The 25,680-nt window shown below is 46.0% G+C and carries 20 protein-coding genes; 8 read left to right on the forward strand and 12 right to left on the reverse strand.

The genetic code is table 11. From position 1 onward, the window contains the following. Nucleotides 1-293: 293 nt before the first annotated feature. Entirely contained in the window at nucleotides 294-1,703 is a 1,410-nt protein-coding gene (locus QZW47_RS12755; RefSeq protein WP_293127738.1) for an AAA family ATPase, read from the reverse strand. 273 nt (nucleotides 1,704-1,976) lie between these two features. Here QZW47_RS12755 and QZW47_RS12760 point away from each other — a divergent pair, with 273 nt between their 5' ends. From QZW47_RS12760 to QZW47_RS12770, 3 genes are all read left to right on the forward strand, one after another. Further along, a complete protein-coding gene (locus QZW47_RS12760) occupies nucleotides 1,977-2,315 on the forward strand; it encodes a hypothetical protein (protein ID WP_293127740.1) in 339 nt (112 codons plus the stop codon). Between the two features lie 450 nt (nucleotides 2,316-2,765). After that, nucleotides 2,766-3,311, forward strand: a complete 546-nt coding sequence (locus tag QZW47_RS12765; protein WP_293127742.1) for a pentapeptide repeat-containing protein — start codon at nucleotides 2,766-2,768, stop codon at nucleotides 3,309-3,311. Between the two features lie 1,155 nt (nucleotides 3,312-4,466). Further along, on the forward strand, nucleotides 4,467-6,536 hold the full coding sequence (locus tag QZW47_RS12770; RefSeq protein ID WP_293127744.1) for an elongation factor G: 2,070 nt from the start codon (nucleotides 4,467-4,469) through the stop codon (nucleotides 6,534-6,536). Nucleotides 6,537-6,957: 421 nt separating this feature from the next. Here the strand turns inward: QZW47_RS12770 and QZW47_RS12775 are convergent, their stop codons facing one another. The 3 genes from QZW47_RS12775 to QZW47_RS12785 all read right to left on the reverse strand — a co-directional run bounded on the left by QZW47_RS12775 (nucleotide 6,958) and on the right by QZW47_RS12785 (nucleotide 8,740). Beyond that, nucleotides 6,958-8,058 (reverse strand): ArsA family ATPase, encoded by a 1,101-nt coding sequence (locus tag QZW47_RS12775; protein WP_293127746.1) that lies wholly within the window; start codon nucleotides 8,056-8,058, stop codon nucleotides 6,958-6,960. 241 nt (nucleotides 8,059-8,299) lie between these two features. After that, on the reverse strand, nucleotides 8,300-8,503 hold the full coding sequence (locus QZW47_RS12780) for a DUF2862 domain-containing protein (protein ID WP_293127748.1): 204 nt from the start codon (nucleotides 8,501-8,503) through the stop codon (nucleotides 8,300-8,302). Nucleotides 8,504-8,521: 18 nt separating this feature from the next. After that, nucleotides 8,522-8,740 carry a hypothetical protein gene (locus QZW47_RS12785; RefSeq protein ID WP_293127750.1) on the reverse strand — a complete coding sequence of 73 codons (219 nt, stop codon included), beginning with the start codon at nucleotides 8,738-8,740 and terminating at the stop codon, nucleotides 8,522-8,524. A gap of 439 nt (nucleotides 8,741-9,179) precedes the next feature. Here QZW47_RS12785 and QZW47_RS12790 point away from each other — a divergent pair, with 439 nt between their 5' ends. Both QZW47_RS12790 and QZW47_RS12795 read left to right on the forward strand, forming a co-directional pair. Further along, nucleotides 9,180-10,286 (forward strand): FecR family protein, encoded by a 1,107-nt coding sequence (locus QZW47_RS12790; RefSeq protein ID WP_293127752.1) that lies wholly within the window; start codon nucleotides 9,180-9,182, stop codon nucleotides 10,284-10,286. A 275-nt stretch (nucleotides 10,287-10,561) separates the two neighbouring features. Continuing rightward, complete coding sequence (locus QZW47_RS12795; protein WP_293127754.1) at nucleotides 10,562-12,376, forward strand: adenylate/guanylate cyclase domain-containing protein; 1,815 nt, start codon at nucleotides 10,562-10,564, stop codon at nucleotides 12,374-12,376. Nucleotides 12,377-12,568: 192 nt separating this feature from the next. Here the strand turns inward: QZW47_RS12795 and glsA are convergent, their stop codons facing one another. Beyond that, nucleotides 12,569-13,489, reverse strand: coding sequence for a glutaminase A (gene glsA, locus QZW47_RS12800; protein WP_293127756.1), 921 nt, complete (start codon nucleotides 13,487-13,489; stop codon nucleotides 12,569-12,571). A 685-nt stretch (nucleotides 13,490-14,174) separates the two neighbouring features. Between glsA and QZW47_RS12805 the strand changes: the two genes are divergently transcribed. Next, a complete protein-coding gene (locus tag QZW47_RS12805) occupies nucleotides 14,175-14,516 on the forward strand; it encodes a hypothetical protein (protein ID WP_293127758.1) in 342 nt (113 codons plus the stop codon). Here the strand turns inward: QZW47_RS12805 and QZW47_RS12810 are convergent. Continuing rightward, nucleotides 14,513-15,499 (reverse strand): YdcF family protein, encoded by a 987-nt coding sequence (locus QZW47_RS12810; protein WP_293127760.1) that lies wholly within the window; start codon nucleotides 15,497-15,499, stop codon nucleotides 14,513-14,515. The genes QZW47_RS12805 and QZW47_RS12810 overlap by 4 nt on opposite strands. Nucleotides 15,500-16,040: 541 nt before the next feature. Beyond that, on the reverse strand, nucleotides 16,041-17,528 hold the full coding sequence (gene pap, locus QZW47_RS12815; RefSeq protein WP_293127762.1) for a polyphosphate:AMP phosphotransferase: 1,488 nt from the start codon (nucleotides 17,526-17,528) through the stop codon (nucleotides 16,041-16,043). A 660-nt stretch (nucleotides 17,529-18,188) separates the two neighbouring features. On the opposite strand from pap, the gene QZW47_RS12820 reads away from it, so the two are divergent. Beyond that, nucleotides 18,189-19,397, forward strand: a complete 1,209-nt coding sequence (locus QZW47_RS12820) for a transposase (protein ID WP_293127764.1) — start codon at nucleotides 18,189-18,191, stop codon at nucleotides 19,395-19,397. 234 nt (nucleotides 19,398-19,631) lie between these two features. Beyond that, complete coding sequence (locus QZW47_RS12825) at nucleotides 19,632-20,591, forward strand: GNAT family N-acetyltransferase (protein ID WP_293127766.1); 960 nt, start codon at nucleotides 19,632-19,634, stop codon at nucleotides 20,589-20,591. Between the two features lie 256 nt (nucleotides 20,592-20,847). On the opposite strand, the gene QZW47_RS12830 is transcribed toward QZW47_RS12825, so the two are convergent. The 5 genes from QZW47_RS12830 to QZW47_RS12850 all read right to left on the reverse strand — a co-directional run bounded on the left by QZW47_RS12830 (nucleotide 20,848) and on the right by QZW47_RS12850 (nucleotide 25,470). Beyond that, a complete protein-coding gene (locus tag QZW47_RS12830; RefSeq protein WP_293127768.1) occupies nucleotides 20,848-21,747 on the reverse strand; it encodes an ABC transporter ATP-binding protein in 900 nt (299 codons plus the stop codon). 158 nt (nucleotides 21,748-21,905) lie between these two features. Further along, nucleotides 21,906-22,679, reverse strand: coding sequence for an ABC transporter permease (locus QZW47_RS12835; protein ID WP_293127949.1), 774 nt, complete (start codon nucleotides 22,677-22,679; stop codon nucleotides 21,906-21,908). Nucleotides 22,680-22,979: 300 nt separating this feature from the next. Beyond that, nucleotides 22,980-24,083, reverse strand: coding sequence for a hypothetical protein (locus QZW47_RS12840; RefSeq protein ID WP_293127770.1), 1,104 nt, complete (start codon nucleotides 24,081-24,083; stop codon nucleotides 22,980-22,982). 122 nt (nucleotides 24,084-24,205) lie between these two features. Next, nucleotides 24,206-24,916, reverse strand: coding sequence for a hypothetical protein (locus QZW47_RS12845; RefSeq protein WP_293127772.1), 711 nt, complete (start codon nucleotides 24,914-24,916; stop codon nucleotides 24,206-24,208). 98 nt (nucleotides 24,917-25,014) lie between these two features. Next, complete coding sequence (locus QZW47_RS12850) at nucleotides 25,015-25,470, reverse strand: Uma2 family endonuclease (RefSeq protein WP_293127774.1); 456 nt, start codon at nucleotides 25,468-25,470, stop codon at nucleotides 25,015-25,017. Between the last annotated feature and the right edge of the window lie 210 nt (nucleotides 25,471-25,680).

Consider the following 25,680-nt stretch of genomic DNA (forward strand, 5'->3'; position numbering starts at 1 on the left):
CCGCCCTCCCCGACTTAATTTCAGCATAAAATCTTTTCCTGACGGTTCAGAATACCGGGCGAAATACCGGGCGAAATACCGGGCGAAATACCGGGCGAAATACCCGGCGGTTGAAGAAACCGCGTCTACACAGACAAAACCCGCCTCCGCGGGTTGAAGAATGCGCGGTTAATATTTCTTGATTTTCTTCCGTCGGCGTCCGGCGGACATCGTTTGTGTAGACGCGGTTTCAACCGCCGTTTTATCTAATGGACACTACCATTTCCCATCCCATCTATCAACCTAATTTGACATCAATTAGAGAGATACCGACTTTGCACATACTGTCTCAACACAGGATTCAAACTAAACAAAGTTATCTTTTCCTCTTCCATTGCATCCAATAAAAACCGACTTCTGAGCGATCGCACTGCATTGACTATTTCAGACGACGACAACGGTATTTTGTTAAAAAAATAGGTCACAGCAACGGGTTCAGCTAGATTAGCAAAGTGAGTCACCACAGCCAATTCCGGCGGAGTCAAGCGCTGAAATTGTTGAGATAACTGAGATTGCAACCCTTCATCTAAAATCGGCATCTCGCACTGCAAAAACTGGGCAACGCTACCCCCAAACAACTCTCGAATCAGGGTTGCAGTTAACTCCAACCACAGGGGATTTCCTTGATAAATATCAATCAATGTTTCCCATGTTTCCTCATCGGACAACTTTTCTGATTTCAAAATATCTATAGCTGCTATTCCTAAACTTCCCAATTCAAAGGAGCGCACCGGATGATATTCTTTTTCTAATCGGACAAATTCTCTAGGTTTTTCGGAACTATTCAACATCAAACAACTCTGATGAGAAACTTCGGCAATGAGTTTAAAAAATAACTGATAGTTTTCACATTCAGATTTGTATTCTCCTGGGGGTTGTCCGCTGCAAAAAAGCATTTGCACGTCATCGAGGACTATCAGACAGCGATAGTTGCGTAGGTGGTTGAGGAGTTGGGAAATTTTGGTGTCAATGTTTTGGGGAGTTTCTGTTGGTTGGGGAAAGATTTGCAGCAGGTTGGTGAGAGTTGCTTCTGGGGTTGGGGAAAAGCGGAGGCTGCGATAGATGACGTAATCGAAGCCGGTTTTGATTTGGTTGATGAGGCCGAGGGAGAGGGTTGTTTTGCCGATGCCGCTGATTCCGAGGAGTGCGATGAGGCGAGTGCGTTGCTGTGTTATCCAGTTTTGGAGGGTGGAGAGTTCGGAAGGACGCGCGGCGAAGCTATCCCGTAGGGAATCGAAAAACCTGAAGATTTCCGGTGCGTCGCCTAAGTCGATGTGGGGTTGGGTTGGGGTTTGTTGGGGGTTTTGGGGAGGTGTAGGACTTCTCGCTTTTTCTTGACAAATATTGAGGTTATGATTAACTGTTCCATAATTTTTATCAATAGCAGATGAATAACTATTATAAAATTTCGCTCTTTCTAGTATCGCTCTAACATTTACTTTACTAACTTCCTCGCCTAATACCTCTGAAAGTAGTTTCCAGAGTTCAGCAGCAGCCACCCTAACATAACCTTCACTACAATCGCGGTCTTTGGCTACTTTTGCCGCATATTTTCGACCTTGGAGCGTTTCTTTTAAAATCGCCTCTTGCAGGTCGTCTAAGTGTTTCCCTGTTTTGGCAAAGACCTTTTCATCGGCAAATCTTAAGACTTCCTTAAGCTCCATAGGTCGCATCTGAGGTAATTTTTAGTTATCATAACTTATTTTTTATAACTTTTTACATAACATAATATAACGTTTTCTGACGTGAGTGGGTGGGCGATCGGCGAAGCAAGCTCATTGTATGATTTTTTGAGCGAAAGGTGCTAGTAGTTTACTCTTTCAGACATTGCTTTCGAGATTTGCGATCGGGCTGTCTGAGAAGAGTGCCGACATTAACGAAGTCATCCTTGTACGCAACTGAGGTTTAGATGAATATTCTTAATGAGGAACAAGTCGATGGCTCATTGGCCTGATAGTGCTCAAAAAATTAGTAATGGCTACTACAAAGTGGCTACAGATGCAGATGAGATTCTAGTGGGTGATACTGAAGATGACATTGACTATAGCAAGCGCCAGCAACTATCACAAAACCATGCTCACTATTACAAAAAAGATAGGAATTGGTTTGTGAGAAATAAAGCGGCAGGAAAACACCAAGAAATATATACCAGATATGGTGGCAGCCAACGAGGCGACGAGAGACCAAGCGACTGGTACGGAGAAGCTTTGTATGGAGAGACAGGTGAACTCGTTGATGAAGGAGTTAGTAGTTGGTTAGACGGATTATTGCGTTAAAGAAAATAATAAAATTTGCGATCGCCCATATCTACAGGACAAGTTAAAGGTTGGGCGATCGCTCTTGAGAATCTAGTATACTGTGATGCAAAGGATGGAATTGAAATGGGATATAAATCCGACCATGATTTCAGAACCAATCTGTTTAAACAAGTAACGAGGGGGATGGATGATAGGCAAGATCGGAAGTTCCATGATTATTTAACCAATAATTACTGGGACAAAAAAGATAGTATGACTTATCAGACGCTACTGGATGCTGCCAAAGAGTTTATGTCCAGCGACTACCCAGACTATTCGTGGAACGGTCAGAAATGGCTTTGACCACTTTGTAAATGATCAAGGAGTTGCGATCGCTCTCTCGAATCTACCATGCGGTAGCGCAAAGGATGGGAGAGGGTGCAGGGGGCGATCGCCTAACAATAAAAATTCTAAAAAACAGGAAAAATAATGGCTAATAGTGAACATCTTCTAATACTGAAAGAAGGAGTAGTTTATTGGAATAATTGGCGCAAGAATAACCCTCATGTAATACCAGACCTAAGTAATGCAAGTATGATTGATGCAGAACTTAAGGGCATTAATTTTGAAAAAGCAAATCTCTCCTACGTAGATCTTAGCGGGATAGCACATATTGAAGATGCAAATTTTCAAAAAGCAGATCTCCGTTTTGCAAATCTGTCTGAAGCTTATCTTGATGGAGGAAATTTTACACAAGCCAATTTGGAACACGCGAATCTTGTGGAAGCACAGATGATTTGTGCAAGAATCAAGGATGCAAGCTTTATGTATGCAAATCTCGCTAGTGCAAACCTTAATGCGACGAATATATATAATACTATATTTTGTGATGCAAATTTGATTGATGCAACTTTTTCAGACGCTCGTTTAACAAACGTAAGTTTTATAGGTGCAAAAATCACTGAAATAAATCTGCGTAAAGCACTTTATGCCTGCAAAGTAATGATGCCCGATCATACAGTTTTTAATTTATAGCCTTTCTCAAAAAGGTGAGGTATGAATTTTGACCTGAAAGCTTGACAATACAGGGTTTCTGCATACCTCATTTATCTGAGAACCGCTATACGTCGTGGATCGTAGCTATTGACAATTATAATACAATACAGTTCACTTAAGAAATAACAACAGGGAAAACCGATGATAAATAGACGTTGCGATTGCTTCGTTCCTCGCAATGACCATCTTAAGTAAACCGTATTGAATTATAATATGCCTGTTGAATTATGCCAGATAGTCTAAATTTTTGCTACCGCTATTAACCTTTTCTTCCCCAAGCCCGATCGCCCATTTCTTCCCAAAGTACGATCACCCGTTTCTTCCCAAAGTGCGATCGACCTTTTCTTCCCAAAGCGCGATCGCCCTTTTCTTCCCCAAGCGCAATTAAACTTGACCAGTTTTTGTAGGGTGCGTCGCGATCGACAATCCCTCAACAAAGAGCGACAATCTGAGGGCGACGCACCTTAGACATGAGGCTAAACAAACAAACTGAAAAATTGTTTGTTTTGTTTACACGGGAATTGCGATCGGAGGTGCGTCGCTATGAGATTGTCTGTCATTTTTAGGGATTGTCGAGGGCGACACACCCTACAACTCATTTCTCTCGCTGCGTGGCGAGAAACCGGGTTTCTATGAATATTTTCGGTTGAGTACGAGAAATAAGGGAAGAAACCCGGTTTCTGGGATTAGCATTTTCACGACTGAACAACTCATTTCTCTCGCTGCGTGGCGAGAAACCGGGTTTCTATGAATATTTTCGGTTGAGTACGAGAAATAAGGGAAGAAACCCGGTTTCTGGGATGAGCATTTTCACGACTGAACAACTCATTTCTCTCGCTGCGTGGCGAGAAACCGGGTTTCTATGAATATTTTCGGTTGAGTACGAGAAATAAGGGAAGAAACCCGGTTTCTGGGATTAGCATTTTCACGACTCAAACTTATTTACAAAACTACTTAATAGTTCATAGTAATTAATGAATTAGTGTCTCCCTTTAAGATTAAACTAAGAAGCATCACAAATAAAAGTTTTCACGTTCAAAAGGGAAGAGATCGGAGAAACCGGCAAACACAAGTTTTTTTCCTGAATCATCATCTTCTCCTTCCCCTTCCCCTTCACTTTCTGTAGGAGGCAATATGAACGAAAATGTCATTGCGGCTACGCGAAATGTGGCAATTGTTGGCCCTTATTTAAGCGGGAAAACCGCTTTGCTGGAAAGTTTGCTGTCGGTGACGGGGACGATCGCTCGCAAGGGAAATGTTAAGGATGGTAATACTGTAGGTGATAGTTCGCCGGAAGCGCGCGATCGCAAAATGAGTGTAGAAGTCAACTGCGCCACCGCTGAATACGAAAACGTCCGCTTCACATTTCTTGACTGTCCCGGCTCGATCGAGTTTGCCCAAGAAACTTACAATGCACTTATCGGTGTCGATGCAGCGGTGATTGTTTGCGAACCGGTTGCCGATCGCACTTTAACCCTCGCCCCGCTGTTCAAATTCCTCGACGATTGGGAAATTCCGCACCTAGTTTTCATCAATAAGATCGATCGGGCTTGCACAGACGAAACCACCTGCGGTAGCAACTTCACCGAAGTGCTCAACGCGCTCAAATCGGTTTCTAGCAGACCAATTGTACCTCACCAATACCCGATCGGCAAAAACGAACAAATCATCGGTTTTATCGACTTAGTAACCGAACAAGCTTACGACTATCACTCCGGCGCACCCGCAGATCCTGTCCCGCTTCCCGAACACCTCAAAGCACAAGAAAGCGCCGCGCGACAGGAAATGCTCGAAGAATTAGCGAATTTTGACGACCATTTACTGGAAGAATTGCTGGAAGAAATCAATCCCGATGCTGAAGAGATTACCCGCGATTTCAAGATGGAATTAGGCGCGGATTTAATAGTACCTGTATTCATCGGTATCGCGGAACAAGATTTCGGCGTGCGGCCTCTGCTGGAAGCTTTGCTGAGGGAAGCGCCGACACCGGAAACTACAGCCGATCGGCGCAATATACAAAGCGAGAGCCAGGTTCTGGGTCAAATCCTCAAAACCTATTACACGCCACAGGGAGGCAAGTTATCGTTGGTGAGAATGTGGCGGGGAACTCTCGCAGATGGAGCAGTTTTGAACGGGGTTCGAGTTAACGGTTTGTACCGCTTGACTGGCCAACAAACGCAAAGTTTGCAGTCGGCGAAGGCTGGGGAAATTGTGGCTGTGGGCAGGCTGGAAGGCTTGAGAACAGGCGATGTGTTGGGTTCTGACGAATTATTGCCAAAAGCCGAAATCATCTCGCCTGTGTACGCACTGGCGATCGTCCCGGAAAAGCGCAACGATGAAGTTAAGTTGAGTTCTGCCTTAGCTAAACTATTAGAAGAAGACCCATCTTTAGTTTGGGAACAGCACGGCGACACCCACGAAGTTATACTTTGGGGTCAAGGTGAAATCCACTTGAAAGTCGCCTTAGACAGGTTGCGCCGCAAGTACAATTTGCCGATGGTAACTCACTTACCACAAGTCCCGTACAAAGAAACCATTCGCAAACCCGCATCATCCATCCACGGGCGCTACAAACACCAAAGCGGGGGACACGGACAGTTTGGCGACGTGTACCTCGACATCGCACCGCAGCCGCGCGGAGAAGGTTTCAATTTCACGGACAAAATAGTCGGCGGAGTCGTTCCAAAACAGTATATTCCCGGCGTTGAAGTGGGAGTGCGCGAGTATTTGGATCGCGGCCCGCTGGGTTTTCCGGTAGTAGATGTATCGGTGACACTGACTAACGGTTCCTATCATTCTGTTGATAGTTCGGAACAAGCTTTTAAGCAGGCGGCGCGGTTGGCTATGCAGGATGGGATGGCGAAGTGCGAACCTGCTTTGCTGGAGCCGATCGCGAAAGTGGAAATTTGCGCTCCTAACGAGTGTACATCAAAGGTGTTGCAATTGGTCAGCGGACATCGCGGGCAAATTCTCGGTTACGAAGGTAAACCAGATTGGAAGGGATGGGATGCTGTTTCTGCTTATTTGCCGATCGCGGAAATGCAGGATTTGATCGTAGAATTGCGATCGCAGACGATGGGTGTGGGATTTTTTCACTGGGAGTTCGATCGTTTGCAAGAAGTACCGGAACCTTTGGCTAAGCGGGTTTTGCTAACGACTGGCGGGAATGGGAATGGTAACGGTAAAAGCAACGATCAAAGATAATACGGCGAATGGAATTCGCAGCTACCAAAGATAATACGGCGAATGGAATTCGCAGAGTTTACGGGCACACAAACAATGTCCGCACTTCGACAAGCTCAGCGACCACCTCCGCGGACTCAAGAATGTCAAATAATTTTAACCTTCTTTTCTTCAACCCGCGGAGGCGGGTTTTGTTTGTGTAGACGCGAATTCTATTCGCCGAATTCTATTCGCCTCGCCGAATTCTATTCGCCTCGCCGTGTTGGATTCGCCGTGTTGGATTCGCCGTGTTCGATTCGCCATTGTCTAAGGTGCGTCGCTATCAGTTTTTTGATACTTAGTTAGATATTTTTTATAGCGACGCACCCTACAAGTAGGAACCTGGATGAAGAAGGACTGAAGTCCTCACTACGAACCTGGGTTTCTGGTGGGGACTTTAGTGTTAAAAAGAAACAATCAAGTAACCGTTTTGGAATTTAGCGCCAGTTACGGATTTACCAGTTAGCTGCGGAGGTAGCAAAATATTGCGCCGCTGATCGCCCGCTTCGATTGTCACTTCTGGCCCGGATTGAATCAATTTAATTTCTTTCTTGTCAAACCCAGGCAAAAATAAACTCACTAAACGCTGTGCTGTGTTAATATTAATTGGTTTAGGAGCTTTAGCTGCTTCAGAAAAATCTGGTAAAGCATCAATTAACGGCTGCCAATTATTATCGCTGTGCGTCGGCACCGAAACCGCTGTCAAAGGAGCGAAATCCGCAGCAATAGTTTCTGTCACCGCTGCTTGATTGACAATTACGCCGCCGACAGTCAAACTAACTTGTTGAGAACTTCCCCACAAATAGCGCGCAGTGGCGATCGCACTTGCATCTGGTGTCGTCACCAAATAAGCCGCCGTGCGATTCGGATCTGCCAGCGCATCCTTACCTTTATCCAATAGATTATCGACTTGCTTCGTAGATTGAAAAGCATTATCTCCCGACATATCCACCGCCAACACGGTACTGACAATCGGTTGAATAAAAGGCGACACAGCTAAATTTTTCCCCAAATCCGAATCTACGAAAGCTTGACGGAAGCGGCGGATATACCAGCTCAAAATTTCCGGCATTCCCAGCATCCGCAGCGTATCCATGCCGCCGCTTCCGTCATACACAATGACATCGTATTGTTTGCTGTCGTCGTATTCCCGAAGTTCGTTTAACGCCAGCGCGCTATCCATCCCCGGTAATACTCCCAATTCTTGACCGTAAATCTGCTTGAAAAACGGAGTGCGGACATATTGCGCTTCTAGTTGTTTAACTTCGTCCCACCTGCGCTCTAGCAGCGGCGCGCTGTTTACCTGTACTGCTTTCAGGTTCGGGGCGATTTCCTGCGGGGTGAGAGTCAGGGGAACTCCTAGCAGAATACTCAATGCAGGGCCAGGATCTTGGCCGAGTAGCAGAACTCGCTTGCCTTGAGCGGCATATTTTTTAGCTGTTGCGATCGCGATCGTACTGCGGCCAGTGCCGCCTTTGCCCAAAAATGTCAAAATCAAAGCCATTTTCTGTTCTCAATGCCAAAGCTTACTACTTAACATTTAAGCGCAACGGCGATCGAGATTGGGGCAGTTGTCAGCTTGCGCGCTCGCGAAGTCGAAGAGTTGTCAGTTGTCAGCTTGCGCGCTCGCGAAGTCGAAGAGTTGTCAGTTGTCAGTTGTGATTGGTAGCAGCTAACAACTCACACATCAGGAATCAGAAAGAACCACTACCGACTGCCCACTGCCCACTGACAACTGCCTTCTGTTAAAGGGCTTCTAGCTCATCCTCAAAGAACCAAGTCGCAAAACCAACGTCAAACTTGACTACCACGCCTACTCCGCTACCATCAACCATTCTGAAACTGTCAACAGTGCCTACTGGATTCTCCTTTATCTTGCCCACCATATTTGCAGGTATCCGATCTCTGAGACGGCGCACCTTAACTCTCTGACCTACTTCTATTGCCACTGAAATTGTTCTCCTGCTCTACATCACATATATACAAGCGTTCATTTTACAGTTTGGTGGACTCGATCGAGCAGCAACTGCACCACGCCCGATCGCCCCCGATGATTTTCCCGCCAAATTTCGATCGACTTTTCCTAAAAAGCGGTATTCTAGTTCGGAGTTGCTCGATCGCCAGCTCGCCCGTCGGCATACCCAGCCCGATCGAGTTCCACAGGGCCCCACGACACTCGTCAGCACCCGCCGCACCACTTAGATAATTATTTTTTATCGCTTCCTCAAGCTCATCTTTTTATTAATTGCCAAAACTACTGGATTTCTACCCAATTAGTCATCCTTCCGGTAGAAGGCAAAAATCCTTCTAAAACAGTAATTAATTTTATATTTGCTATATATAAATATTGGCTCTGGAACCTTGAGACCAGCAAAAGCTCATGCTCCGAAAGACTCTTAGTCTGGACAACGCAAACCCCGCAGCTCGAATTTGAGAAAACTGCCCTGCGTTGTAACAGTTTACTAAAATATAACAATAAAAATCAAATTTAATGCTAAGCTTTCCTGCTGAGAAAGCTTATTTGGGATGCTGTTTTATGGCAGAAAAAATGGAACGATTGCCGGATTTAAGGAGTCTAATAAAGGAAATGAAGTCTAGGAACTTCAACATGAAATAATAGAAATTATGAATAAAATTTTTACGTGCTGGCGATCGAGCAAAATTCCGCTCCTAAGTTTGTCCTTAGCTGTACTCGCCTGTCTTCCAGCCTTTCGCTCTACGATCGCCAGTCCGCTGCCTCCATCCCCCAAACAACAGTCAAACCCTACTAAAATTGTCTCAGTCGATCGACCGCCAGCACTGCCAACCAGCTCAAAATCTCCCAAAAATCTAGCAATATCTGCCACGAATCCAGCCTCAACTGACAGAATCAACGCTCAAGGAACAGCGGCCGGACGATCGCTCGAAATTCAAGAACTTCGCGGTACAGTCACCTTTAAAGGGCGGCCCGCCGTCGTAGGCGATCGCCTCCTCGCCCCCGGAGACGAAATCATTACCGGCCCCGATTCCACAGCCCGGTTAGCGATCGACAATCACACCGGCATCGTCGAAGTTGCCGAAAAAACCGCAGTCAAAATATCCGATTTGTCAAGCAGTTCAGGCGAAAATGACACAGCTATTTTTGTCAGCAGAGGGCGAGTCAGATTGTCGATCGGCAAAACTGCTGCGCCCACAGCCTCCGCCACCACCTCCACAATTATCCCGCCCAACCAAATTGCGGCCCTAAATACCTTCAGCGGACTAGGCAAATCCGAGCCCATTGCCCAGCAAAAAAAATCTCCCAGAACCGCCCCAGTCAGGGTTGAAACCCCCGAAGGTGTGGCCGGAGTCAGGGGTACATCCTTTGGAGTCAGCGTCGGTGCAGACGGCAAAACCGCAGTCGAAACCATTGAAGGTGCAGTCGGAGTATCAGGTAACAACGACTCGGAAGTAGTTGTCAACCGCGGCAGTGCTACCGCAATTTTCCCTCAAACTCCTCCCGCGCCGCCCTCAGCGAGCCCTCGCCTAGCCGAACTCAAAGTCCGCAGTTTGTCGAGACTTGGCGGCAATATCTATCGCCTCAGAGGTCAAATTAACCCGATCGACATAATTTATGTCAACAACCAAGCGATTAAGATCGATCGACAGGGCAAATTCACAATTCAAGGGATTTTACCAGCCAGCCGCCGTCTCAAAATTGTAGTACGAGGATCGTCAGTCAGAGAAAGGCATTACAGCCTCGCAGTTCCCTAAACAACCGATTTAGATCGGACGGCTGTTGAAACACTTTCCTGTCAAACTTTCGTCCACCTCCGTAGACTAGAGAAGACAACGTAATTTTAACTGGCCCATCTTCAATCCGCGGAGGCGGATTTTGTCTTTATAGACGCGGTTTCAACCGCCCGGTATCCTAAATCTCGAACATCAGCGGAAGCGGATGAGTGTCTGTAGAGACGCGGTTGAAACCGCCCGCTGTTCTAATCTGAAACATCAGCATCGAATATCAATTATTGCATCAAACTAATTGCATGAAGTTCAAACAATCGATCGATCGTCTCAAACAACATCAACTGATTGGCATCCGGCAATATCTCATCACCAATCCTCCCTGGCTGACAGGCGCCTTAGCAGGTATCATATCAGTAGCCATGCTGCAACTGGGAATGTGGAAACCCATCGAATTTTTGGCATACAAAACCCTATTTCAAATTCGCGAATCGGGAATTTTGCCAAATCCGGGTTGGGATGATAGAATTGCCGTAATCGCGATCGAACCCCAAAGCTTGCGGGAATACGGTATGTTTCCTTGGCCGCGCAATCGCTACGCCGAACTTCTATCAGCCCTGAAAAAATCTCCCCCCACAGCAGTTGGTTTCGACATTCTTTTCCTCGATCCGAGTCCCAAAGATCAAATGTTAGCCAGTGCGATCGCCAGCAGCGGCAAAGTTGTACTCCCAAGAACCACAAAAGAACAACCCGTAGCATCTTTAAAAGCAGCCGCCGCAGGTGTCGGACATATCATGCACGAACCCAACAGCGACGGCATTAGCCGCGATTCAAAAATATTTCTTGACTCCATTCCTAACTTCGGTTTAGCAATGACTCAGAGGTACAACGCTGCTAACCCACAAAATCCTGTATTGCTGCCGCAGCCAGAAAATATGCAGGAACAAACAGTCTGGCTTAACTGGCCCGGGAAAACCCAAAATCTACCCACCTATGCTTTTGTTGATATTGTAGAAGGTAGAATTCCTGAAAGTGCTTTAGCTGATAAATTAGTGTTAGTCGGCTTAGTCGCTACGGGTTTTGACCAGATATCTACACCTCTCAACAAGACTACTGCTGGGGTTTATTTATATGCAGCATTGATTGACAATTTGCTCAATCAACGCTTGCTCAAGCGGCTGCCCGTAGCGGTAGAAATTTTGTTATTGTTGGGGATTGGCCCGCTTACTACTTCGGTGCTGTGCAACCGAGGTGTTAAAGAAAGAATTGCGATCGCCCTTGGTTTACCTGTAATTTGGATTGCCGCTGCTGCTGTGTTATTTGGCTGGTATTTTTGGTGGATTCCTATTGCCGCACCCATCGGCACCCTAATTTTATCGGGAACTGCTTTACAAGTGCGGGAACAGTACGAAAAACAGCAATTGATGAGGTTATTTGAAAAGCACGTCGCCCCCGAAACTGCTCAGCTTATTTGGCAACGCAAAGCAGAGATATTTGAACAGGGAGAACTCGAACCTCAAGAACTTACAGCAACTGTATTGTTCATGGATATTCGCAGTTTTACTTCGATTTCAGAAAAAATGCCAGCCCGGGATTTGCTCAACTGGCTGAATAATTATTTAGAAGCCATGACTGACTGTATTATGGATCACGGCGGTGTTGTCGATAAATACATCGGCGATGCAATTATGGCAGTTTTTGGTCTGCCTTTTTGCCATAATGAATATCCCGAAATTCAACAAGATGCTTTAAATGCAATTGCGGCTTGCATCGCCATGCACGAAAAACTCCACGAAATTAATCAGCAGCTTAGAATTGAACGCAAACCTTTAATTAAGTTTGGCATCGGCTTGCATACTGGGCAGTTAGTTGCTGGTACTGTTGGCGGTTCCCGGCGTTTGAATTATTCTGTAATTGGCGATGCTGTCAACGTTGCTGCTAGACTGGAGGCGATGAATAAGGAAATTGTGTCTGACAGTCCTTTTAATTTGTTGGTGACGGCGAGGACTTTTGCTTATGTGCGCGATCGCTACGAAGGCCAAAAAGTAGGGGCGATTCAATTGCGTGGTAAAAAAGAAGAAACTGTAGTTTATGCTATTTTGGGTGAAAAGCATTAGACATTTGACTGTTGACTGTTGACTGTTGACTGTTGACTGTTGGCAGTTGACATTAGTCATTAGTCATTCGTCATTCGTTGTGATGTGATGGCCGATTGATTCTTCCCAATGCCCCATGCCCAATGCCCCATGCCCAATGCCCCACCCTTCGACTTCGCTCAGGGCGAGATGCCCCATGCCCCATGCCCCAATCTAATCAAATACGCTAAGCCGCAGAGTTTTAGCTATTTGTTCCAATAGAAACAAACCACCGACAGAATTGCCTTCTTTATTCAAAGGCGGACTGTAACAGGCGATCGCCCCTTCACCCGGAATTACCGACAACAGAACCCCGCTAACACCAGACTTAGCCGGAATTCCTACCCGCAGCGCGAAACGGCCGGATGCTTCATACAAACCGCAAGTAGCCATCAGCGCTTTCACAGTACGGCAGTTTTCCGCTGCATCGCCACCACTTACCAACAGCATTCCCAACTTAGCCAAATCTTCTACGGTTCCCGCCAAACAGCAGACGCGATTGTACGTTTCTAACGCAATTTCTGAGTTGTGGAGATAACCCGATTCTACCATTGAAGCGGCAAGATCCCAATTTTTTTGATTCGGATTTGCATTCACCGAATCGAGCATTAACTCGTCCACAAATAACTGACTTTTTGCTCGTTGGTTCAGCCAAGTTAGCAGGTTTTGACAGCGATCGATCGCATTTTTACCCGGAATTAAAGACGCTAGGGCGATCGCCCCGCTATTAATCATCGGATTTCTCGGCTTCCCTTTATCTATTTCCAGTTGAGTCAGGGAATTGAAAGGCATGGACGAAGGTTCACAGCCCACGCAGTCAAACACCGCTGTTTCCCCCAACTCGCACAGCAAGTAAAGGAAGACGAAAGGCTTGATTGCGCTCATCAGCGGGAATGTTGTAGCAGCGCTGCCCCAGCTCAAAATTTGACCCTCAATTGCCCTAATTTGCACGGCAAACCCTTGTCTGTCGGCTCGCGCAAGAAGTGGTACGTAAGCGGGGATTTGACCGGATTTACTGCGCTTAATTGCCTCTGTTGCCCAAGCGGCCAGTTGTTCAGGTTGCAGGGAGGATAGTTTGCTGGTGGGTTTTTTCACTTGCGATTAACTTGCGATCGCGCCAATAAACCGATGCGCTGTCACAGAATGTGTATTGCTATCATAACCGCCAGCGAAAGATCCGTTTCACTGGCTAGGAACATACTTATTTATTTTAAAGCTTCATCTACATTTATATAGATCGTTTTAGATTTGAGATTGCCAGTCGCGATACGCTTTAGATACCAGTTTCACAAAAATAATGCAACTCATTTATAAGCTCTAAACCCTTATGCAGTAAGTCAGTCACAATCGAAAATTGAACATTAAAAATTGAACATTTTCTCAACCAAAAACCTGTTTCTTTAAATAATTGCCTCACATCACGTTATGCAAAAAACCAGGTTTCTTTTGTGAACACAACCATGCTCTGCCTTGGTACTGTTGACGTTTTTGCCTGCGCGGACATAATAAATTTATTGACAATTTTTTCTAAAAACCTGTTTTTGCATAAAAATCTCCCTTTCTACCCGATAGATAAGTAGCAGCTTCCAAGGCGCGCTGCTAGCGAAAACACACCAGCACTCGCTGGAAATGCCTTCAACTTCTTATTTTTAATCCCCAACCAGGGGCGGGGTGCATATTTAATTTAATTTTTTCAGAGTTCGCGGAATCCTTTCCGGAAACCCCCCGAACCTCTGAGAATCTACTATCCAACCGGATCTACTCAAACCAGGATAAAAAAATGCCAGACGAAGCGAAAGCAGAAGAAGCAAAACCCGCTCCGATGATTTTTAAGGGTGTCTGCAAAGAGGGAGTGCTCAAGGGCAAAGAAATTGAAGGCAAACTAGACATCAAAGTCAACGTTGAATCAGTCAAAGCCGCAGAAACACCTCCAAAAAAATCTAAGTGGGAGGAGCCTATATTTTGGGCCGTGTTTTTATTAACTGCCAATTTTGCCGTCGGCGACCCCGCCGGAATGAGAAAATACAGCCCCCCACAAAGGTCTCATTCTCATGAGATGTCAAACCAATCTGGGGAGCAGTCGGTGTTGCCTCAGAAAAACACCACCAACTTGCCGCTTTAGACCCTGGGAGCCTGCCAGCCGCGCAAATAGTAATAAACAGACCCGAAATATTCATCGAATACTCGTGTTGTAGTTACCAAAGCTTCTGCACTAGGCAGGAAATCTGCCGCATCTAAGCGCAGTCGGGTTTTCCCTCCTGACACGGGTTGGTAAGTGTAGAAGTCCGTAGCTCTGGGAATCACCTGGATTCCCATATTCGCAAAAGTGAGGCTGGCACGGCGCATCTGAATTGCAGATGTTACCAGAATTACTTTGCGCCCGACGCCGCGGCTGTCGAGGATTTTTCTGACTTCCTCGGCGCTGCTGCGTATGTTGCGGCCGTTATCTTCTAGAACGATACTGTTGGACGGCACGCCCATGTTATTTGCCAGCAAAGTTTGGATTTCTTTACCTTCGCCAGTATAATTCTGCAAATCTGCTCTGGGCCCAGCACTAACAATCACCAAAGGTGCTAGTTGTTTTTTGTACAAAACCGCAGCATAGGGCAAGCGATTGCCTGTATCTGTCAGTTGAATCGCTTCTCGGTTGGCGTTGTGACTGTTAGTTGTTCCCTTGCCCAGTAGGACGATCGCCGCTGCTGTTTCGTCGCAGCAAACTGTGCGTGCAGCCGCATCCCGTTCTGCTTGATCGGCGAACCAATAAGCCACTACTGGCATACTCGACAGAATCAAAACCAGCAGCGCTGCCAGGATCATTCTCGGCGCCGGGTTGCGGATGCCCCCGTTCGTGATCAGCGCCGATGCAATCACCAGTAACGAAATCGAAAAACCCAGTGGCTTAAAGAAGAAAGCTATTAAGCCGAAAATCGCTGCTCCGACTGGCGTGTCTGGCGCGAAAAAAGCCAGGAACAAAAGGCTGATCAGCAGCAAAACGCGCAGCCGATCTATTAACGGATTGTCTTTGCCTCCCGATTGATCCCACCACGATTTGATCAGTGAGAAGAGGAGGAATAGAAATAGAATGCGAGCAAATAGTTCAGGCATCTTGCAATATTCTGTGTCTTCATAAATTAGTACGGAAGTGTGGAACGAGCGCTAATTTAGCTGCGATCGGAAATGCAGGGAGCGGTTGGGTTGTTAACTTTCGCCGATCGCGCATCCCGATCGCATTTCTAAAAAATGCTCGATTCCAGTCAGCTATCAACTATTGGTTACAGGCAATCGCAGGCGCTAGTTCCAGTCTGTCGATTTTAGATTTTAGACTTCGACTTCGCGAGCGTCGAACGATTTTAGACTTCGACTTCGCGAGCGTCGAACGATTTTAGATTGACTCCACAGATGAATCTAGGAGCTGGCACTTTGGTCTAAAATTTTACGATCTCCACACTCATAGCGTCGGGGGCTGTTACCCCTTTTGAGGAGGGCCACAGATTGCTGACAGTTAATTGGTAATTGATAACTGGTAATAGTCGATCGGTAATTGGCAATGGAGCGAGCAGGCGGCAGGTGAAATTGACTTGGCAATCTTGCCTGTTTTGTGCTTGCTATTTTTCCCATTACCTGTTACACCTTAACCAATCCCAATTTATCGGCGTTTCAGTTGATTCCGAATTGCCTGCGTTACCGTTTGAATTACTTTAACACGAGCATAATACTTGTTATCGGCCGCAATTACAGTCCAGGGAGCAGCCGGGGTGCTGGTGCGCTGAATCATTTGATTCACCGCCACTTCATAATAATTCCACTTTTCCCGATTCCGCCAATCTTCAGGAGTCAGTTTGTATTGTTTAAATGGATTGTTTTGTCGTTCTGTAAACCGCTTTAGTTGCTCGTCTGGACTGATGTGCAGCCAGAATTTAACTAAGACACAACCGAAACTGGTGAGTTGCTCCTCAAATTCGTTGATTTCCTGGTAAGCTCGGCGCCATTCGGGTTCGGTGGCAAATCCTTCCACTCGCTCGACCAGCACTCTACCATACCAACTGCGATCGCAAATGCTGATTTTACCAGCAGTCGGCAACCGCCGCCAGAACCGCCAGAGGTAGTGGTGAGCTTTTTCTTCATCCGTGGGGGCCGCAAACGGATTAACGGCGTAACTGCGGGGGTCTAGGACATCTGTCAAGCGTTTGATCGCTCCTCCTTTGCCGGCCGCATCCCAACCTTCAAACAGCACTAAAACCGGGATTTCTTCTTTGTCGATGCTTTGTTGGAGTTTACCAAAACGGGTTTGGGCTTCGCGAAGTTGCTCTTTGTATTCATCTGGCGACAGCGATTGCGTTAAATCTACTTGCGCGAGCAAATCCGGTTCGGCGGGCTGCAATCTTTCTTGAGGCGGCACTGAAGCGGGTGCAGATTGCGTCGGGAGTCTGTCTAGGGCTTCTGTAATTGTCGCTGCCATTTGCGTTAAAACTTTGACTCTCGCCCAGCGCTGACAGTCCCCTTCTACTAGCGTCCAAGGTGCCGGGCCCGTGCCGGTTTGAGTCACCATTTCTTCGGCCAAAGCTGTGTATTCTTCGTATTTTTTGGCTTGTTTCCAGTCTTCTGGCCGCACTCGCCAAGCTTGTAAGCTGTCATCTTCTAGTTTTTTGAGCCGATGCTTGAGTTCTTTTTTGCTCAGGTGTATCCAAAATTTGGCAATTGCGGCGCCGTCATCTACCATCTGCCGCTCGAAGGCGTTGATTTGTCTGATAACTGTCGGTACTTCGGCGTCGGAGAGTCGATCGAACAATCGGTCTTCTAAAACATGAGTGTACCAACTGTGATAAAAAAAGCCAATCCGCCCTCGCGCCGGCAGTTTTTGCCAAAACCGCCACAAAAAAGGATAGCCCATTTCTGCCTCTGACGGCGGCCAAATCGGGTGAACAGCAAACCCGCGCGGGTCCATGTAACCCACCATTTGTTTAACCAGAGCGCCTTTCCCAGCCGCCGCCCAGCCTTCGAGGACAACGATTGCGGGCAGTTTTTTTTCCCAGCAGGTTTGTTGGAGCGATCGCAACTGCTGCATTAAAACTTCGATTTTGGCATCATAGGTTTCTTTATCCAACGAAATATTTAAATCGAGGTTGTCGAGCATATTTACCTCATGCACATCCGAGAAAGCAGTTTAACGTTAGTTTAACGTTTGGATAAAATTAAATCTTCAAGTGCCACAAAAAGTTATCAAAACTACAGTTACGGCCGCTTAAAACAGAGTTGCTTCTGTAGCCATATCAAAGTTCCAGTTAATATAAACAAAACTCTCCTGACCTCAAACTTGCCAAAAAAAACCTGAGCAGTTATAGTTGAAATAGAGAACTTTTTAATAAGTTCAACCTGTCCCCTCCCCCAAACGGGCGAGTAAATAGGAGCAGCAACAAATCCCTAAAACAGGATTTATTGTAAAACAGAGCAAAAGTAAAAATCAACTACCCGGTGGGGGTGAAAACTTCTTTACTTAGCTGTATCAAATTTATTTAAATAACCGTTAATCAAGCACCAGCCTTGATAACTGCGAGGGCGCTGCTTGCGAACATTGGGCGCTCCTCTAGCTTGAGACTAAAATACAAAACCAGCCCAAAAGGCAAACCAATTTTTGTCAGAAAACTGGGTTTAAAACCCCGTCCTTTTAGGACGGCTTTAATTGGTTCTGAATATAGCGTTTAAGCACTTCCAGGGGCGCTCCACCGACTCAAGAAACAAACAGGACACAGTAGACCAAGATACAATGAAACTACAGACAAATTTAACATAAACAATGAAAGCTCGCTATCAGTATAGATTTTACCCGACCGACCAACAGAAGCAGAGCTTGGCTCAGCTATTTGGTTGTGTCCGGGTAGTCTGGAATGATGCTCTGGCTTTAAGCAAGAACAGTAAATACCCTGGTTACAACGTCTTAGCTAAAATTCTCACTTTGTCCAAGCAGACTGAAGAAAGAATATGGCTGAAGGATGTTTCGTCTGTTCCATTGCAGCAGTCTTTGAGGCATTTAGAGAGTGCTTACAAAAACTTTTTCGATTCCTGTTCGGGAAAACGAAAAGGCAAAAAAGTAGGGCAACCTCGATTCAAAAAAAGGATGAACAGCCAGTCGGCAGAGTTCACAAAAGCAGCATTTTCACTAAATAATAAAACAGTGTATTTAGCCAAGATTGGCGACATTAAGCCGATTTGGTCTAGAGAGTTACCTGCTAATCCCAGTTCGGTCAAGGTTTTGAAAGATTGTGCTAATCGTTATTTCCTAAGCTTTGTGGTCGAGGTCGAGCCTGTTAATATTGAAGCCAAAAACCAAAGCATCGGTATTGACTTAGGCATCAAGACTTTCGCCTTCATGAGTAATGGTGAAAAAGCCGAAAGTCTCTCCTATAAAGAGCTAGACAAGAGAGTTCGCAAGCTTCAAAAGAAGTTAGCACGTCAACAAAAAGACTCTAACCGTAGGAGAAAAACTCGGATTCAGATCGCTAAAGTTCACAATCAAATTGCCGACACTCGCAAAGACTTTCTGCACAAATTATCGACTAAAGTTGTTAGCGAAAACCAAGCTATCATCTTGGAAGACTTAAATGTGTCAGGGATGATGAAAAATCGCAAACTTTCGAGAGTGATTAGTCAGCAAGGTTGGGCGGAATTCCGAACTTTGTGCGAGGCTAAATGTGAGAAGTTCGGCAGAGACTATGTGGTGATTAGCCGCTGGGAGCCTACCAGTCAAGTTTGTTCTGAGTGCAGTTTTAAATGGGGAAAGCTCGATCTAAAAGTCCGTACAATTAAATGTTTAAATTGCGGGGCTGAACATGATCGAGATGAGAATGCTGCTAAGAATATAAACAAAGTCGGGATGGGGAATCTCCACGACTCTAAACGGACACAGAGACAGGGTAAGACTACTTCGGTAGCATCCGTCGGTGAAGTGTCAAGAATCCCCGGGCCTGTCTGCCGGGGAGTATTTCAAGATTGCGCTATGAGATAAAACCTGAAAGCCTGGGTGATATAAACAGGTTTCTGAGTTTTATCAACACCATTCTAAATAACCAAAATCATTTGACGTGCGGGCCGTGGTGTCCGCCCCACAAGAACATAAATTTTTTGTGGAACAGGCATCTTGCCTGTTACTGACATTTGTGCAAAATGTCCGAATTACTGTACTCATTTGCAAATACCCATTAATAGGAACAGTCCGAAATTACGGATTGCAAAGTTTTCTATGAATATCTTGACAACACGCTCCTACAAAGGCGAAAGTGACTGGTGTGCGATCGCCAATTTAATCGATGCTTGCGAAGCAGTCGATGGCCCAGGCGAAGAAGTATCCGCCAGCGAACTAAAGCTCGTACTCGACGCCCCCAAACTCGACAAAGCCCGCGACGTACAGTTGTGGGAAGACGGTAACTACAGATTGCTCGGTTTAGCACTCCTAGATATGCCCGATTCTGAGGATGAAATAGAAGGCTGTCTCTGGTTTTACGTGCATCCAAACCTGCGCGGCCAAGATTTGGAAAAAGATATCGTTAAATGGGGCGAAAAACGACTGGGCGAAGTCGCGAAAGAACGGAATTTACCAGCGAAATTGCGTACCTACAGCCGCGAGGATAAAACCTACGAGATGCGGTTGTTCGAGAAACAGGGCTTTGAGGTCGATCGTTATTTTCTCACAATGGTGCGATCGCTCGCCGAACCAATTCCCACACCCGAATTTCCCGCAGATTTTGCGCTAACACACGTATCCGGGGAAAAAGACATCCAACCCTGGGTAGAAATGTTCAACCAGTCATTTATCGATCACTGGAACCACCATGACTTAACCGCCGAAATCGTGCGATACTGGATGAGCGATCCAAATTATCAGCCAGAACTAGATTTAATTGCTGTTTCGGGCGATCGTAAATTTGCAGCTTTCTGCGACTGTCAAATCAAACCCCAAACCAACCCCCGCAGCAACACAAAAGACGGCTGGATTGAATTATTAGGTACGCGACGCGACTTTCGGAAAATGGGATTAGGAAAAGCCATGCTGCTCGCAGGTTTGCACACCTTAAAAGCCGCGGGTGCAAACACAGCTAAACTCAGCGTCGATGCAGACAGTTTGACAGGCGCGACAAAGCTTTACAAATCAGTCGGTTTCCGCCCAATGGAAACTTGGCTATCGTGGGCAAAAGCCGTTTAATATCAAATCTGGTTAGACACATCTTGCACGATTGGCAATAAGTTTTTCAATAACAGGCAAGATGCCTGTTCCACAATAAACTTAATGTGTTGTGGAACAGGCATCTTGCCTGTTCGCAAGAAGCGAGACTCTCGCACTATAGCGGTTCTCAAAAAAGTGAGAATAGCCCTATGCCCTATGCCCTATGCCCTATGCCCTATGCCCTATGCCCTATGCCCCCGGATAGTACCTCATCTTTCTGAGACTCGGCTATATGTCATTGTTCACTTTGTTTTGTCACCTCAACATAAATATGTTCTAACCGCACCGGATAGCGAGCAATTGAATCAATAGAAATTCCATCAAACAGCAAAATAATATCCTTTAACTCCAAACGTTCCGGCAGCCAAAAAGCCAAATCGCTACCGTAGCGACGGGGAATAAAGCTGTATTCTGCCGCGCGGGCGATCGCCTTTTCTTCTTCCGCAGTTTTAACCACAATAATTTCCTGAGCCGGAATCAATTTTTGCAACTCCTCCAAACTGCCCTCAGCCACAATACTACCATTCTTTAAAATACCAATTCTCTGACACAAACGTTCAGCTTCATCCAACAAATGAGTAGTCAGCAAAATCGTAATTCCTTCCGACTGTAAACGCTGAATCAACTCCCAAATTTCATAACGAGCCTCAATATCTAAACCCGTTGTCGGTTCATCTAAAATTACTAATTTAGGCTGATGCACCAAAGCCACCGCAATATTTAAACGGCGCTGCATTCCTCCGCTCAAAGTTTCCACCGGACTTTTAGCTCTATCTATCAAATTTACCGCTTTTAAACATTGTTCTACTTGATAGCTGCGCTGTTTGCGATCCAAACCGTAAATTTGAGCAAAAAAATTCAGATTTTCTTCACAGCTAAGGCTTTTGTAAAGCAAATTTTCTTGAGGCGCTACACCAATTAATAGTTTAGTAGATTCCGAAACAGGTTCGCCATTGATGGAAACCTTACCGCTGTCGGCATTTAGCAAGTTGCATAAAATATTGATAGTTGTAGTTTTCCCTGCCCCATTTTGACCTAGCAAACCATAGATTTCGCCACCTTGAATGTGTAGTGTTAAATCTTTAAGCACTGAACGCTCGCCGTAAGACTTATTTAGCTTTTCTATTTGCAGCACTGCTCAAAATCTCCCTAAGTTTAATTGTATTATTTATAGCCTTCTCGGTGCTAAGTTTCATTGTAATATCGCGCGCGGCTGGGCAGAAACTGGGTTTTTAGTACAATTTTTCGCTTGCGCCCACAGATTCGGTAAAAACCCGGTTTCTTTAGTCTTAATTAAAGTCTTCTTTCTACTCTTAACATCCGCCGATATGACAGCCATCCGCCTGCAATCATGGAAATAGCAAATATCAATAAAAACCAGAAGTGCGATTCAATATCCGCAAAATCTTTGCCGTTTGCCCACACAGCGATCAGGGCTTCATTCATGTGATAAATTGGATTGTACTGGGCGAGATCCAGCAGAGTTTTGGGAAATAGCGCAGTTGGCAAAAATGCGCCTCCTAAAATCAACAAAGGAACGCCGAAAGCCGCTACTAGCGAGTTGACATCTTCAGTGCGCCTCGCAAACTGGGTGCCGAGAATAAAGCCGACTCCTACGTAAGATACAATACTCAGCAGAATAATCGCGCATCCTAACAGAATAGAGCCTTGAAATTGTGCTCCCAAACACGCTGCGATCGTGTATACTAAAATTACCTGACCGATGCCGATACAACTGTGAGCGAGAAAAATTCCTAGGAAGTAGGAAGTACCGCTCAAGGGAGAAATAAATAAGCGTTTGAGAGTATGCTGTTCTCGCTCTGACACTACCGTGGCTACGCTGCCACCAAGACAGCTAAAAAATAAAGCTGCTCCTACTAAGCTTGCAGGTGCTGCACTTTCAAAGGCTTTTTCTGTGGTGAGATTAGCGCGTTCTTTTAAAATTAAACCGTTAATTAGCAAGATAGAAACTGGAAAAATACTCCACAAGACTAAGCTGCGCCGCCGCCTTCCCAATTCAATTAAAATTCGCTGGGCTACTGCGAGGGTTTCGTACCAGTATTTCATAATGATTGTGTTAGCATTGTGAGAATTGGAAATTGGCATCAAGTCGGAAAAGAACCAATACAATCAAATTGGTTCGTAGTGAGGACTTTAGTCCGCTCCAAAGAAGGACTAAAGTCCTCACTACAAACCTTCTTGATTGCCTTGAATTTACCGGACATTATATGATAATCGCTCGTAACGCCACGGCATATTATACCATAGAAATACCAAGAATTTTAAATTTCAATAAAAAACCCGCCCGCGCGGGTTTTATGATTTTAGCAACATAGACTTTTAATTTTTGGCTGTCTATCGCTGGGTTCATTTAATACTAAAGTTTGTACCTCTGTAGCATCCTTGAAAAGAGGTTAACTTTGTGCGATTTATTTCTTCCAATTTAGTTACGAGAGATGGAGTATTGGTACTTTCTGGAGTTGTACCCCACTTGTAGATAAAATCGCCGATATAGTTTCCGGTTTTTTCGTAGCTGTGCTCTTCTATGGGAATTCCCGAAACTCCAGAAACAGTTTGGTTGTTGTATCCGTTAACAATGATTTTTTCGATAACAGTTCCGGGTTCTAAAGTCACGTTCCAGTTGACTGGTTCGTAGGCGGAAAGTGCGAGTATTATCGGTTTGTTTCGGCGCTCTACTTTGATTTCGATCCTGTTCGTTGATGAGCCTCCCGTAGGGGCGGGCTTTCCTTCGGATCGCTTCGAAGGAGCTAACGCACTTTTCGACAAATTTACCTTCCCGTGTTCCGCATTGGCTTCGTAAACACCGATTAAATGAAGTTCTTTATCTCCGGTTGATGAACCAATATAGGCTGAAAAATCCTCGGAACCGCCAATTCCGCAGTTGGCACCAGAACTAATTGGGGAAGTAAAAGTTGTTTTTTCGGTGAGTTTCTGCTGCACCGTCGGGACTACCCACAATCCGGTTCCAACTCCCAAAGCACCGATTAAGGCGGCGGCGATTCCGAAAGGAATGACGTTTGTGAGGTGGCGAAAGGCTGTTGTTGGGGTTAGTTTAGATAGGGTTTGCTGCCAAGTTTCTGCGGTTTGTCCGGCACTTCCGCCATCGAGACAGGCTAGCAAAGCTAAACTTTCCGGCTGTTCCAGCAGACTTTGAACTGCTTTGCCTTCACCGACGTAGAGATTTCGAGTTTCGGTGTCTAAAAGCAGCCAGTGGCGATCGCCCTCGGCGAAGTTGTACTCTTGGAGGGCAGGCTGAACTAAATCGTGCTGCAAAAACACCAGCCAAGCCATGTTATTGCCGGTGCCGACTGTTTTGCCGTCGCTGGAAATAATTTGGTCGATGTCAGGTTCCCACCGCCAAGCTACCCAGCGACTGTCTCCTCGATAGCCGAGGGATTTTTCGAGTTGCGGATGAGCGGTTATTGCTAAGCGTTGAACTAAGTTTGACACAGCAGGTCTCCTCAAGTGCGTTAGCGAAGCGATCCGAAGGAAAGCCCGCCCCTACGGGGGCTGCGCCAACGAAGAGGATCGCCACTTCCATGTCTTAGCTTAACTCATCGGGCGATCGTCCTTCAAAAACTGCCCGTACCGTTGCCGGTGGTACTGTTGGGAGACAAATTGTTGCTGTTGGTATTTGGCGAACTTCCAGAATTGGGATTATTCTGCTGATTGGTATTCGGCGCAGTTGAAGGATTGGCATTGTTGGGAACGGTATAGGGCAAACTTCCAGGATTCAGATTATTCTGATTGGTATTCGGCGCAGTTCCAGGATTGGCATTGTTGTTGGGATTGGTATTCGGCGCAGTTCCAGGATTGGGATTATTCTGATTGGTATTCGGCGCAGTTCCAGGATTGGGATTATTCTGATTGGTATTCGGCGCAGTTCCCGGATTGGCATTGTTGTTGGGATTTGCGGGATTTGCGGGATTTGCGGGATTTGCGGGATTTGCAGGAGTAGTTATCGGGGCGCCTGCGGCGTCTCTGGTGACGCTGTTGGGGTTAGGAGCGGTAGCGGGAGTGGCTGCATTGGGGTTATTTCCAGGAGGAGGGGGGGGAGTGGCAGCCGGAGAAGTCTTTTGGGGAGCAGCGTTAGTCCCGCACAAGCTGACTAAATCAAAAGTTGTACCGCTTGGGGTTTCGATGAAACAAACCGGTACGTCTACTCGGGGGTTTGAGGCCCGGGGAAACTCGGCTGTTCCGGGCATGGGACGGCTAAAGGCAGCTTCAGCCATCAGTGGAGTCAAGGCAGCCGATAGAGCGGCTGCGAGGCGCAATAATCTCATCAGCGCTTCCTCAAATGTTATATTTATTTGCTCCACTATGGCTTATAAATTGCTTTCGTGTCGTCATTCTCAAAGCCGATCTTTTTAACAAATCCTTCTTAATCGGCAGCCGCCGGCTGCAACGTCTCGCGCACGCAGAAAGTACACTTAGAAAAAGCTGAGAGTGCCACAGTCGAATCTTCTGACAGAATCATTTGACTGCCGTACCCGTCGTCTGAGGGTTCTCGAAATACATGAAGCTGGCGTTCGTTGATATCTAGCACCCAAAAATCATCAATGCGCGATTTAGCATAGATGTGTCCTTGAGTCTCGCAGTCATTTTTGAGCGTACCGTCGGCTATGGAGATCAGCAGATATATTTCCGAGGCGATGGGATGGCGGTCAGCGTAGCGTAGCACGTCTGGCATCACAACTGCGATCGATGGTTTTGGTTGGGCATCCCCTAACTGAATTGGAAGCTGCACCCGCACCAGAACTTCATCTCCTAACAGCTTTTCCAGTAATTTTTGAATAAGTACGATCGCTGTAGCATAACCTGTTCCCTGTGTTTTCATTTTTTTGGTAAATTAGTCCTGCAAATAATTTTACTCGTTGTGAGTTGAATATTTTAGTCGATCGCACCTGACAATCTTCCACCCATATCAAAGAAGAAGATAGCCGAGAGCGAGAGAATGAGCGAGAGAGGGCAAACATCTTCATTCTTGCTTCTTCATTATTCCTTCTGTCAACTGTCAACTGCCAACCCCTCGACTCCGCGGGCGGGC

This window comes from Microcoleus sp. bin38.metabat.b11b12b14.051, from assembly GCF_013299165.1.
Lineage (GTDB): Bacteria > Cyanobacteriota > Cyanobacteriia > Cyanobacteriales > Microcoleaceae > Microcoleus.